The following is a 12,649-nucleotide window of genomic DNA, read 5'->3' on the forward strand; positions in this document are numbered from 1 at the left end:
TTCAGCAGCGGCGCTCCCACGCGTGAATAAGCCACGGATTGTCGACACCAGGGCAGTTCGTCGTTTCCCCCACCCCCGGGACGAGGGATTCCCGGACCGGAATCGGGGCCCGCGAAGCCACCCCGACCTGGCCGGGCACCGGGCGGCCGATCCGCCGATACTCCGTCAACTCGACGCCCGGGCTGGGCCGGTTGCGGCGAGGGCCGGGAGGTCGTCGAACCCGGCCATGTCCCGGCGGTGGTCGCCGTCGAAGCCCATCAGGTAGCCGAGCTGGAACCGGTGCCGGGCCCCGAACTCCTCCTTCAACCGGGCGACATGGGACTGCAGCGAGCGCTGACTGAGCCCCAGCCGGCGGGCGATCTCGCGGTCCGATCGGCCCTCCACCAGGAGCTTGCAGATCGCCTGCCGCACGGCGGGGATCACCTCGGCGGCGGCCTGGGCGGCCGAGCCGGGGTGGAACGGGAAGCGGGCCGCCCGGTCCCAGGTGCGGTCGAAGGTGTCGGCCAGGAAGCGGACCACCGAGCGGTCGGTCACCATGGCGGCCTGGGTCCGGTCCTCACCGGCGGGAGCACCGGGCGGGGCGTCGGAGGAGGGGATGAAGGCCACCGCGCGGTCCACGATGACCACCTGGTCGAAGAACTCGGGCAGCGTGCGCACCTGCGCGCCGAGGCGGGTGACCACCCGGACGTACTCCTTGGTCGGCTCGTCGAAGCGCGAACTGTGCCGGTAGAGCGTGCGCATGGCCACCTGACGACTCAGCAGCGAGCGGACGGCCTCCGTCGCTTCGGCCGGTCCGGCCCCCGGCCGGGGGCCGTCCGGCTGGGCGGTCAGCACCTCGTGCTCGGCGCCGTCCAGCGCGGCCCCGATCTCCGCGTCGATCGCCGGCCGCCCGACCAACTCCCTGACCGGCGGCGTCGGCTCGCCCCCTGCCCGGCCTTCCCCCGGGCGCCCCTGAGCCGGGCCGGACCCGACGGGCGGCAGGGCCGACCCGGCGGCGTGGTCGACGCGTCGGGACAGGTCCGCGAGGGCGTCGGCGATGTCGCGGAGCGAGCCGCCGGAGATGTCCGTTTGCTGCCGGTCCGTGTTCACTTGCATACCTCGCTTCCTGGAAGGTGCGGCAATCCGAACCACGGTAGAGCTACCGCCCGGAGTCGGGGAGCGGGAGAGTGGGCGCAGCGGGCCCGCCGGACCACCGGAATTCACGCGGGGCGCGGAATGCGACTCCGCTCGCCGATTACGGAGATCGCCGCAGTTCGGAGCCGGTGCGCATTCGACCGAGGGAGCAGATTTCCATGACCCGGGAAGTCGCCGTCCAGGCCCATTCACTGGCGATTGCCACGATCGCTCTCGCGGTGTTCGCGCTCACCCTCGCGGCGGTCGTCGGCACGGTGGTCTTCGCCGGAATTCCGGCCGGCGACCGGGCCAACCAGGGCTCGGACGCGGGGCGGAGCTCGGCCACCGGCCGGACCGCGGAGACCGGCCGGCACGCGGCGCATCCGCCGGCCTGAATGCCGGAGAATCCGGTCGGTGCCCGAATGGGACCGTTCACATGAGGGCCGGCCTCCTCGCGCTCGGCCTCGGCACCTTCGCGGTGGGCACCGACAGCTTCGTCCTGGTCGGGATGCTGCCGCAGGTGGCCGGGTCACTGCACGTCAGCGTTCCGGCCGGCGGGCAGGTGATCATCGCGTACGCGCTGGCGCACGCCCTGCTCTCGCCGGCCGTGGTGGCCGCCCTGCGGTGGCCGAGTCGGCCCGTGCTGCTCACCGGGCTGGGGCTGCTGGTGCTGGGCAACCTGCTCACCGGGCTGGCGCCCGGGTTCGGGGCGGTGGTCGCCTGCCGGATCCTGGCCGCGCTGGGCGGGGCGCTCTTCCTGCCGATCTGCACCGTCACCGCGGTGTCCACCGCCCCGCCGCCGCTGCGCGGGCGGGCGCTCACCGTGGTGCGGGGCGGCTCCGCGGCCGCCGCCGCGCTCGGCATCCCGCTGGGCGTCGTCCTCGCCAGACTGGCCGACTGGCGCCTGGCGATGTACTTCGTGGCGGGCGTCGGCCTGCTCGCCACCCTGGCCATCGCCCGTTACACCCCGGGCATCCCGGCCACCGCGCCGATCCATCCGGCCCGAGGCCTCGCCCCGCTCGCCGACCCCCGGATCGGGCGCTCGCTGCTGATGACCACCCTGCTCTTCTGCGGCCTCTTCACCCCCTACAGCTACGCCAGCGGGCTCTTCCACCGCGGCGCTCCGCTCGCCCTGGTGCTCGCCTGCTGGGGCGCGGGCGCGCTGGCCGGCCTGCTCACCTCGGCCCGCCTGACCGACGTCCTGGGCAGCCGCCGCCTGATCCACCTGGCCGCCCTGCTCTCCCTGACCGCCCTGGCCCTCACCCCCTGGTCCGCCGACCGCCTCCCCCTGGCCCTGGCCACCGCCCTGGCCTGGGGCTTCGCCGCCACCGTCCCGCTGATCCCGATCCAGCACCGCCTGATCGCCTACAACCCCGCCGCCGCCCCCTTCTCCATCCTGCTCACCTCCACCGCCACCTACCTCGGCCTGGCCCTCTCCGCCACCACCGGAGCCCTCCTCCTCACCTTCGCCTCCACCCACTACCTCGGCCCCACCGCCGCCGCCCTGATCCTCCTCGCCCTCGCCCTCGACCACCCCCTCCGTGCCAGTCCGGCCTGATCAAATCCGCCGACAACCGTCCGGCGGAATCGACGGGAGAGAGCTGCTCATACCCACGGGAGAGGCTCACCAGGTTTTCGGTGACCACAGCGACCAGAAAACACCCGATGGGAGAGCAGCTCGTCGCCGAATACCTTTCGAGAATGGCCGCTCCGCGAGATGGAGCGGCCATTTCCGTATGCTCCCGCACCGCTGCTCAGCCCTTCATGTCACCGTACGGACCGAGGAAGCACTCGCACCTGCGCACCGATCAGATCCAGCCAGCTTCCACTATCGACGATGGCGACAACCGACGTGCTCTGACAGCTGCCTGGTGGAGCATCAGATCCCGCCCCTACTCCAAAGGAGAACGTACACATGTCCGAACGTGGAGGCCAAGCTGCCGCCAACGGGTTCCAGTACCAATACCTGGTGACTCTCGAAGCCCTGCTTGAGTCCGCCGAGAATGCCCCCACTGACGTCGTCGCAGCCGTGATCGAGCCAACCCACCTGACTGCGAGGGTTCGCTGGAGCGCCACCGCGGGATCGGCAGAAGATCCTGACGCTGTCGACTTCCTCCTGGTGGACGCGGATCACCAACCGGTCGTCGCAGCCCAGGTCAAGTCCGGCGGCCCGGGCACATTGATTCATGCACCCACCGCATTCGCCGCGCTGCTGCGCATGGTTCGGTCCCACCCGAGCGCCCGATCCTACGAGCTCATCACCAACAGGAAGCTGCACCGCAAAACCGCAGACCTGCATCAGCTCCTCACCAGTGGGAAGGACCTCGAGTACATCAGGGGTGAACTGAAGGAAATCCTGAGTCTCAGCTCGCAGAAGACGGAGCCGGACAACCTGAGCGACATCGAACTGCTCGGCCTCAGCCGTTCGAGCATCCGTACCGACATCCGCGACCGCCACGAGCTGCGTGACCAATTACGTGAACGGATTCGGCGTTACCGACTGAATCACCGGGAAGGGCTGGGTCCCAGTACGGCCGGGCGGATGTCCAACCACTTGGTGTCCGAGATCCTGCAACGCGCCTCCGGCGGGTCGGACGGCGTGTTCACCCTCGACGACTTCCGCGCGGAGCTCCTGACCAGCAGTCCGTACCTGGCACACGACCTCGGAGCCTTCGACTGGGGCATCATGGTCGGCCCGGTGCCTGCCGCCCCCGCTCTCCCCCGACTCGATCTCATCGCTCGCATCCGCGGCTCCCTCCACGCCGTCGCCGACGGCCGGTCCGTGGCAAGCTGCGTCCTTCTCGGACTCTCCGGCATGGGGAAGACCAGCCTCGCGGCCTCCTATGCCCATGACCTGGCCGATTCCTACGACCAGATCTTCTGGGTCAACGCCGAAAGCGACGCGACATTGCTGGTCTCGTTCAGGTCGGTGCACGACTGGCTGCTTCCGCGGCACGCCGATTCCAGCAGTGACGAGTCCCAGCTCCGCGACCGGGTCCGCGCCCTCCTGAGTTCCTCGGCCGAGCGCTGGTTGATGATCATCGACAACGCTGCCGACCAACGCCGCCTCCAGTCCTGGCTGCCCACCAGCGGCCGTGGCCACGTGATCATCACCTCGACCAACCAGTCCGGTTGGGCCACTCACCCGCACCGAATCGACGTGCAGCGGCTCACTCCGGAAGAGTCCTCCGCCCTGGTCCACCGCCGCCTCGGAGCCGCCTCGTCCCCGACCGACTCCGACCGGTGTGCGGCCTCCGACCTCTCCTCGACCATGGAGCACTGGCCACTCGCCTTGGAGCTGGCCTGCGGCTACCTGGCCGGCTGCGAACGCGGGCTCGACGAGGTCCCCAGGTATCTGAAGAAGATCCGGGATCTCGCGCTCGACCATCGAGCCTCCATCCCGGCCGGTTACCCTGAGACGCTCGTCGGAGCGATCCGGCTGGCTCTGACCCGGGTCGCTGGTCCCCACAACCGTCAACTGCCGGACGTGCCGTCCGTCGCGCTGGCCTCGATCGGCGTGGCGGCCTACTTCGCCTCCCGGCAGATCCCGGTCCAGCTGATGCTCGCTGCGGTGACCGTCCCCCGGGAAGTCGTGCTGGAGTACGACGTCACCCTACCGGTGGTGCTGCAGGACGATCCCGACAACACCTACAGCGCTGACGAGGTGCACCGCGCGCTCCGCTCCGAGTCCCTGGTCCAACGGGACGAGCCACTGTGCACCCATCCACCGCAAGAGTGGTCGGCAGCCCATCAGGAAGAGATCGACGACACCATCAGCGTCAACGAGATCGTCCAGCAGGTGGTGCGCGGTCTGCAGGAGCGGTCGGGAGACATGGGTCCAAGGCTGAGCCAGGCTGCTCTGCACGCCCAAATCTGGCTGACCGCCTTCATCGAGCACGCGGACGAGACTCACCTGCTCGCCGTACTTCCCCATGTCCAGAGCCTGGCGGAACACGCCGGACGCCTGAACCTCTCTTCAGACGACATTGCTCTCCTCTGGGGCAATCTGGGAGGCGTCTACTACGCCAGGGGCGAGTACGAAGCAGCCAGGAACGCGTTCGAGGCAGAGCTCGCCTACATCTTGCAACGGAACGCCCCTGCACCGGTGCTCGAACTCAAGATCAGGGGATCGTTGGCTGAGCTCGCCCGCTTGGAGAAGCGCTCGGTCGAGGACTTGGTGACGCACCTGAACCGGGTACGTGTCCTCGCCGAACAGCTCAGGCACTCGCGACCCAGGGAAGTCGCCGATGTGGTCGCCAACGCCCTCACCACCCTGCGCGAAGCCACCCACCGCCACAGTCAAGGCAGCGAAGTGTCCCGCCTCATCACCGAGTTCACCGAACTCCAAGCCACGACACCGACGACTCCGGGAGCACGCGCCTTGACCGAACTGCACCGGATCAACGAGGTACTGAGCCAAGTCGGTTCCCCCGACGGGCACGCGGAAGAGCAGTGTCGCGCGCTGCTCGCCGACGCAGGACTGCCCCTCCTTCAACGAGTCCAGGTCGCCGGTCTCCTTGCCGAGAGCCTTGCTTTCCAAGAGCGCTGGACCGAGGTCTTCAGTGCGCTCGAACAGCTGGAGGACTACACCCGCAAGTCACCGCTTGGCCGGCAGAGCATCGCCATGACTCTCCACAACATCGGGCTGGCCGCCGGCCTGCGCTCGGCGCACGACCTCGGCGACTGCCACGAGATCGTCACCACCGTCCTCAGGATCAGCTCCCTGTTGGACGAGAAGCACCTCAGTCTCGATCCAGCCATGCCGCTGAAGTTGAAGATCCTGCGGCTGCTGGACGCCACGAAGGCCGGCGACACCGCTCGGATCGACGAGCTGAACCGAGAACTCCAGCACGCGGAAACCACCGGCCGGTTGTCTGCCGACCACGAAGCAGGGTGGCGCCATCTCCTCACGGCCGTGGCCCGGCGCTGACCGCTCGCAGCACGGAGAGGGGCCAGGTCGGACGGTGTCCGACCCGGCCCCTGCACTGATCCGCTCTCGGGATTCGCACGCAGTCGGCGCGGTGCTTCGCACCTAGGGTTGTCGGGCGGGCTCAGGCGGCCGCCTGGACGCCGCTCTCCGCGCGGACGGCCCAGCTGTGGGTGGCGTCGATCAGCAGGGCCGCGTCGGCGAGGGTGTCGGGCTGCACGCTGGAATCCAGGGCCAGCGCGGCGAGCGCCGAGCCGCCGGTCTCGTGCCGGGCGACCTGCATCGCGGCGATGTTCACCCCGGCCTCGGCGAAGCGCTCGCCGAGCGAGCCGACGGCACCCGGACAGTCGGGGTAGCGGAGGAAGGCGAGGTCGCCGGTGAGCGGCAGGTCGAGGGTGTGGCCGAGGGCCGCGACCAGCTTCTCCTGACGGCGCAGCCCGGAGAGCGTCGCGGTGAAGGAGACCACCCGGCCGTCGGCGAAGATGCCCTCCAGGGTGACGGTGCCGTGGTGGTCCGGGGAGGCCGGCGAGGTGACCAGCCGCAGGTCGAGGCCGCGCTCGCGGGCCCGCAGTGGCGCGTTGACGTAGCTGACGGCGGAGCCGGTGACGATCTCCAGGACGCCCTTCAGCGCGGCGAGTTCGAGCGGCGCGGTGGAATGACCGGCGGGCTGCCCGGCCACCTCCAGGGTCAGCTGGGCGGGCGTGTCGCCGGCCGCCGCCGCGAACACCCGGCCGAGCCGCTCGGTCAGCGGCAGCCAGGGCCGCAGGTCCTCCTCGACCGCGCCGCCCTGCACGTTGACGGCGTCCGGGACGTGCTCGCCGGCCAGCGCCCGGCGGACGGAGTCGGCCACCGAGACGCCCGCCTTCTCCTGCGCCTCCGCCGTGCCCGCGCCCAGGTGCGGCGTGGCCACCACCGAGTCGAGGCCGAAGAGCGGGGAGTCGGTGCAGGGCTCGACCTCGAAGACGTCCAGGCCCGCCGCCGCGACCCGGCCGGTCTTGAGGGCCGCGTACAGCTCGTTCTCGTCGACGATGCCGCCGCGCGCCGCGTTGACGATCCGCACCCCCGGCTTGACCTTGCGCAGGGCCTCGAAGCCGATCAGGCCGACCGTCTCGGCGGTCTTGGGCAGGTGCACGGTGATGAAGTCGGATTCGGCGAGCAGCTCGTCCAGCGAGACCTTGCGCACGCCCAGGTCGGCGGCCCGGGCGGGCGTCACGTACGGGTCGTACGCGATCACCTCCATGTCGAAGGCGGCCATCCGGCGGGCCACCAGCGCGCCGATCCGGCCGAGGCCGACCACGCCGAGCACCTTGCCGGAGAGCTCGACCCCGGTGAAGCGGCTGCGCTGCCAGGAGCCGCCCTTGAGCGAGGCGTCGGCCTGCGGGATGTGCCGGGCGACGGAGAGCAGCAGGCCGATGGCGAGCTCGGCGGCGCTGACGATGTTGGAAGTCGGCGCATTGACCACCAGGACCCCGGCCTCGGTGGCGGCCGGGACGTCCACGTTGTCCAGGCCGACACCGGCCCGGGCGATCACTCTCAACCGTGGCGCGGCGGCGATCGCCTCGCGGTCCATCCTGGTCGCACTGCGGACCAGCACGGCGTCGGCCTCGGCCAGTGCGGCGAGCAGCGCGGTGCGGTCAGTGCCGTCGCAGTGGCGCACCTCGACGTCCGGGCCGAGGGCGACCACGGTGGCCGGGGAGAGCTCCTCGGCGAGGAGGACGACGGGGCGGGAAACGGAGTTCTTCACGGGGAACCTCTTCCAAGTGGGGCGTTGACCAAATAGGGGCGCGGGGAACTGCGCGAGCTCGGAAGGCAACGACCTGTGCCCTACCGTTTCGCGCAGTTCCCCGCGCCCCTGGGTGCTGCAACTGACTGCGTGCTGTTGGCGCCCGAGGCGCTACTCCCGCATGCCGAGCACCTCGATCGGCCGGCGCTGGGTGACCCGCCAGGCGGAGACCACGGCGGCGGCGACGGCGACCGCCGTGCACAGCGCACCGACCTGCCAGATCGGCGTCCACGGGACGGTCAGCGGGACGCCGTGGACCAGTTGGACGAGCGAGAGCCGCTGGGTCGCGACCACGGCGGCGCCGGCGACGGCGGCCAGGATGGAGCCGATCACCACCGCGAGCAGCGATTCGGCGCCGACCACCCGGAGCACCTGGGACTTGGTGGCACCGGCCAGGTTGAGGGCCGCGAGTTCGCGGCGGCGGCCGGCCGCGGCCATGATCAGGGTGTTGGCCACCGAGATCAGCGAGTAGCCGACCGAGATGCCGAGGATGACGGTGGCGGCGGTCTGGGTCTGCGCCTTCTGCTTGGCCTTCATGGCCTCGAAGTACACCGCGACCGGCGCCGCCTTGACCGGCTGGCCCTTGAGGGCCGCGGCCAACTGTCCAGCGGCGGCAGCGGAATCGGTGCCGGAGGCGAACCGCACCCAGGCGCGGTCCGGGCCGCTGCCGGTGGAGGTGTGGGCCGAGGAGAGGAAGGTCGCGTCGGTGCCCAGACCGGTCTGGACGATCGCGGCGATCTTCAGCTCGGTCCTGGAGCCGTCCGGCAGCCAGGTGACCAGGCGCTGGCCGAGCGTCAGGTCGTCGCCCTTGGCGGTCTTCTGGTCGACGACGATGAAGCCGTCGTCCAGGTGCTCGAGCGAGCCCTCGATCACCTTGGGGGTGAGCGCGCTGCCGAGCGCGGCGGGGGCGACGGCCTGGCCGGTGAGCGAGTCGAGCACCTGGCCGTCGGTGTTGGCGATGTAGATCCGCATCGGCGCCACGGTGGTCACCTCGGCGCCGGGCACGGCCGCCAGCGCGGCCACGGTCTCCGGGGCGAGCTGCTTGCCGCCCTTGGGGGTGACCACGTAGTCGGCGTGGGTCTGCTGCCTGGCCTGGTCGACCTTGGTGCGGTCGCCCGCGGTCTGGACGCAGAGCATGGTGGCCACCAGGCCGACCGCGACCACCACCGGGGCCACCGTGGCGGCGGTGCGGCGGCGGGAGTTGAGGGTGTTCTGCCGGACGATCAGCGGGCCGGCGCCGATCTTGCTCAGCGGCCAGGTGGCCAGCCGGGCGATCGGCCGCAGGATGACCGGGGCAAGCAGGGCGAAGGCGCCGGTGTAGAGCAGCGGCACCATGCCGTACTTGCGCGGGTTGACGGCCGAGACGGCGGAGGTCGAGGAGATCGACCAGCCGGTGATCACGGCCGCGACCAGCAGGCCGAGGCCGAGCACCCAGCGCATCGGGGTCATCGACTTGGTGCTGGCGGCCGCGTCGCGCAGCGCCTCGACGGGCCGGACCCGGGAGGCGCGCAGCGCGACCGAGCCGGCGCCGGCCAGCGCCGCGCCGGTGCCGATCAGGAAGGCGATCAGCAGGGCGATCGGGTTGAGGCCGATCTCGAACCAGCGCGGGGCGACCCCGTTGTCGATCATCCAGGTGTTGAGCCGCCCGGAGGCGATCGAGCCGAGCACGCAGCCGACCAGGGCGGCGCCCAGGCCGATCAGCGCGGACTCCGCGACGACCATCTGCCGGACCTGCTTGGGCGTGGCGCCGACCAGGCGGAAGAGCGCGAGCTCCCGGCGGCGCTGGTCGACCACGAAGGCGAAGGTGGCGATCACGATGAAGACGGCGACGGAGGCGGCGATCACGGTGGTGGTGCCGGCCATCGCCTGGGCGTTGGTCAGCGCGTCGGCGCCGCCGGACGGGTCCGGGTCGGCATTGCGGCGGTCGTCGCCGGAGAGCACCAGCGGGCCGTCGCCGACGGCCTTGCGGACGCTGTCCTCGGAGGCGGTGGAGACCAGGGCGTTGACCGGCGGGGAGAGCTTGGCGGCCTGGCGGTCGGTGAAGAAGAGCGCGTCCTCGAACCAGACCTGGTCGGTCACGCCGACCACGGTGTACTCGCCGCGGCTCCGGTCGGTGGCCACCTTGAGGTGACGGCCGACCAGGTCGGCGGGGGCGCCGCCGACCACGATCTCGTCGGCCGCGGCGGGGGCCCGGCCGGCGGTGAGGTGGTACGGGGTGAACGCGGCGGCCGACCAGCCGTGGCCGACGGTCGGGGGCACGGCGAGGCCGGTGTCCTGGAGCAGGACGTCGAAGGAGCGGTCCTCCGTGACCTGGCCGGCCGCCGCCGCGCGGGTCACCAGGTCGGCGGAGAGCTGGGCGGGCAGCTTGGCCGGGTCGCCGCGCGGGTCGGCGGGGACGACCACGGTCTGGGCCGTGGCGAAGCGCTGCGGTCCGTCGTGCGGGGTGCCGATGGTGGCGGCCAGGGTGAGCGCCATCATGGCGATCATGCCGGTGCCCAGGGCCAGGGCGATGAAGGCTCCGGCGAAGCTGACCCAGCGGGTGCGCAGGGTGGCCAGGGCGATGTTCAGCACGGGGCCACCTCGAGCCTGGCCATCCGGGCGGCCACGGCGTCGGCGGTCGGGCGCTCCAGGGTGTCGACCACGGCGCCGTCGGCCAGGAAGACCACCTTGTCGGCGTAGGAGGCGGCGACCGGGTCGTGGGTGACCATGATGATGGTCTGGCCGTGGTCGGCGACGATCCGCTGCAGCAGCGAGAGCACGTCGCGGGAGGTGCGGGAGTCGAGGGCGCCGGTCGGCTCGTCGGCGAAGAGCACCTCCGGGCGGGTGACCAGGGCGCGGGCGATGGCCACGCGCTGCTGCTGGCCGCCGGAGAGCTCGCTGGGCAGGTGGTCGGCGCGCTCGGCCAGGTTGACGTTGCGGAGCACCTCCTCGACGTCGGCCGGGCGCGGCTTCTGGCCGGCCAGGCGCATCGGCAGCTCGACGTTCTGGCGGGCCGTCAGCGAGGGCATCAGGTTGAAGGACTGGAAGATGAAGCCGATCCGCTCGCGGCGCAGCAGGGTCAGCGCGGTCTCGGACATCCGGCCCGGGTCGACCCCGGCCAGCACGACCTGGCCGCTGTCCACCTTGTCGAGGCCGGCCGCGCACTGCAGCAGGGTCGACTTGCCGGAGCCGGAGGGGCCCATGATCGCGGTGAAGGTGCCGGAGTGGAAGTCCAGGGTGACCCCGTCCAGGGCCGTCACCTGGTTGTCGCCGCTGCCGTAGGCGCGGCGCGCCTCGGTCAGGCTGACCACCGCGTCGGTCCACCGGGCCGCACTCACGGCCGACTCCGACGCCTCGCGCCGTCCGGTCCTCTTCTTGTCGAACACATTCTCGCCTATTCGTCGGGGGGCGTCGGGGGTTTGTCGGTGAGCCGTCAGGTGACGGAGTGCGCGCCTCGGCACACGGCTACCAGAGCTACGGGACCGGTCTATACGAGGCCCATACCCGCTGGCCGGGCACCGACCGGCCCTCGTATGGACGGTCGATAGCACTCGGATAGCAGCCTCATAGCGGGTCTGCCCAGGCTGGGGCACGTTCCGATCACCCGCACCACAACGGAGGGGAGCTGTGGCAAGCCACTCACTGACCAGAGGTGAGGAACTGACCGGCCCGCACCCGACGGAGACCTTCGCGGACGGCGCGGCGCACATCTGGCTGGGCACGTCCGTCGACGAGGTCGCACCGGAGGAGCTGGCCCTGCTGTCCGCAGCCGAACGCAACCGCGTCCGCCTGCTGCACGGCAAGTCCGCGGCCGCCTCCTACGCGGCGGCCCACGTCGGCACCCGACGGATCCTGGCCGGCTACCTGGACACCGACCCGGCCGAGCTCAGGCTCGGCCGGACGCTCTGCCCGGAGTGCGCCGACCCGGCCCACGGCCCGCCGAGCGTGGTGTGGCCGCCGACCGGGCTGACCTTCAACCTCTCGCGCTCGGACGGGCACTGGCTGCTCGCCGTCACGGCGGGCCGGCAGATCGGCGTCGACCTGGAGGCCAAGCCCAGGGTCGACCCGGAGCTCACCGCCCCGCTGGCCTTCACCGAGCGGGAACTCGCCCACCTGCGCGCCCAGACCGACCCCGCCGCCCAGCGGGCGGTCTTCCTGCGCTGCTGGACCCGCAAGGAGGCGGTCGTCAAGGCCGTCGGCGTCGGCCTCGCGGCGGACCTCTGCCGGATCGAGGTCCACCCCCAACTGCCGGGACCGGTGCTCGTCGACTACGGCGTCGCCCCCGGCCCAGGCCGCTGGATCCTCGAGGAACCGGACATCGGCCCGGAGCTCTACGGCGCACTCGCCCGCGAACAGGGCAGCACCGGCGAGGTCCTGACCCACGAGTACGGCGTCGACCGGCTGCCGGGTGCGTGACCCGCGTCATCGCCCGCTTAGAGAACGAATATTGGCCGCCCGGACAGGCTCTGGGAGAGGCCAGGAACCCAACAACGCGATTGATGGAGAACCCCATGAGTGAGCAGAACGTCGACAACCGGCTCTACAAGGTCGTCCTCAACCACGAGGAGCAGTACTCGATCTGGGCCGCCGACCGCGAGCTGCCCGGCGGGTGGCGCGCCGAGGGCACCGAGGGCGACCGCGAGACCTGCCTCGCCCACATCGACGAGGTGTGGACGGACATGCGCCCGCTCAGCCTGCGCGAGCGCATGGCGACGGCCGGCTGATCCACCGCCGTCCACCGACCCAGCCCCCATCCGGGCCCGTGGTCCGGACGGTACCGGGAGGCCCTGCGCCAGGGCGCCCCTTCCGGCTCCGTCCGGACCAGACACACCGAAGCAGAACGATCC

General features: G+C 71.4%; 9 protein-coding genes. 5 read left to right on the forward strand and 4 right to left on the reverse strand.

The window, feature by feature from the left end:
- Nucleotides 1-165 precede the first annotated feature (165 nt).
- On the reverse strand, nt 166-1,095 hold the full coding sequence (locus tag CFP65_RS17165) for a helix-turn-helix transcriptional regulator (protein ID WP_104816926.1): 930 nt from the start codon (nt 1,093-1,095) through the stop codon (nt 166-168).
- Nucleotides 1,096-1,292: 197 nt separating this feature from the next.
- On the opposite strand from CFP65_RS17165, the gene CFP65_RS38990 reads away from it, so the two are divergent.
- From CFP65_RS38990 to CFP65_RS17175, 3 genes are all read left to right on the forward strand, one after another.
- Nucleotides 1,293-1,508 carry a hypothetical protein gene (locus CFP65_RS38990; protein ID WP_158702214.1) on the forward strand — a complete coding sequence of 72 codons (216 nt, stop codon included), beginning with the start codon at nt 1,293-1,295 and terminating at the stop codon, nt 1,506-1,508.
- Between the two features lie 41 nt (nt 1,509-1,549).
- Entirely contained in the window at nt 1,550-2,671 is a 1,122-nt protein-coding gene (locus CFP65_RS38995) for an MFS transporter (RefSeq protein ID WP_158702215.1), read from the forward strand.
- 357 nt (nt 2,672-3,028) lie between these two features.
- Nucleotides 3,029-6,043, forward strand: a complete 3,015-nt coding sequence (locus tag CFP65_RS17175) for an NB-ARC domain-containing protein (RefSeq protein ID WP_104816927.1) — start codon at nt 3,029-3,031, stop codon at nt 6,041-6,043.
- Nucleotides 6,044-6,164: 121 nt separating this feature from the next.
- On the opposite strand, the gene serA is transcribed toward CFP65_RS17175, so the two are convergent.
- The 3 genes from serA to CFP65_RS17190 all read right to left on the reverse strand — a co-directional run bounded on the left by serA (nt 6,165) and on the right by CFP65_RS17190 (nt 11,140).
- The gene (serA, locus tag CFP65_RS17180; RefSeq protein WP_104816928.1) at nt 6,165-7,784 is read right to left on the reverse strand and encodes a phosphoglycerate dehydrogenase; all 1,620 of its coding nucleotides are present in this window, start codon (nt 7,782-7,784) and stop codon (nt 6,165-6,167) included.
- Between the two features lie 150 nt (nt 7,785-7,934).
- Nucleotides 7,935-10,394 (reverse strand): ABC transporter permease, encoded by a 2,460-nt coding sequence (locus CFP65_RS17185; protein WP_104816929.1) that lies wholly within the window; start codon nt 10,392-10,394, stop codon nt 7,935-7,937.
- Nucleotides 10,388-11,140, reverse strand: coding sequence for an ABC transporter ATP-binding protein (locus tag CFP65_RS17190; protein WP_254552430.1), 753 nt, complete (start codon nt 11,138-11,140; stop codon nt 10,388-10,390). Before CFP65_RS17190 ends, CFP65_RS17185 begins: the two co-directional genes overlap by 7 nt.
- Before the next feature lie 289 nt (nt 11,141-11,429).
- On the opposite strand from CFP65_RS17190, the gene CFP65_RS17195 reads away from it, so the two are divergent.
- Entirely contained in the window at nt 11,430-12,218 is a 789-nt protein-coding gene (locus CFP65_RS17195) for a 4'-phosphopantetheinyl transferase superfamily protein (protein ID WP_104816931.1), read from the forward strand.
- Between the two features lie 95 nt (nt 12,219-12,313).
- On the forward strand, nt 12,314-12,526 hold the full coding sequence (locus tag CFP65_RS17200) for an MbtH family NRPS accessory protein (protein WP_104816932.1): 213 nt from the start codon (nt 12,314-12,316) through the stop codon (nt 12,524-12,526).
- Nucleotides 12,527-12,649: the final 123 nt, after the last annotated feature.

The organism is Kitasatospora sp. MMS16-BH015, assembly GCF_002943525.1.
In the GTDB taxonomy this organism is placed as follows: Bacteria; Actinomycetota; Actinomycetes; order Streptomycetales; family Streptomycetaceae; genus Kitasatospora.

Bases quoted from the DNA above. Each gene is read 5' to 3' on its own strand.
- CFP65_RS17165 (WP_104816926.1), bottom strand. From the start codon at position 1,095: ATGCAAGTGAACACGGACCGGCAGCAAACGGACATCTCCGGCGGCTCG.
- CFP65_RS38990 (WP_158702214.1), top strand. From the start codon at position 1,293: ATGACCCGGGAAGTCGCCGTCCAGGCCCATTCACTGGCGATTGCCACG.
- CFP65_RS38995 (WP_158702215.1), top strand. From the start codon at position 1,550: ATGAGGGCCGGCCTCCTCGCGCTCGGCCTCGGCACCTTCGCGGTGGGC.
- CFP65_RS17175 (WP_104816927.1), top strand. From the start codon at position 3,029: ATGTCCGAACGTGGAGGCCAAGCTGCCGCCAACGGGTTCCAGTACCAA.
- CFP65_RS17200 (WP_104816932.1), top strand. From the start codon at position 12,314: ATGAGTGAGCAGAACGTCGACAACCGGCTCTACAAGGTCGTCCTCAAC.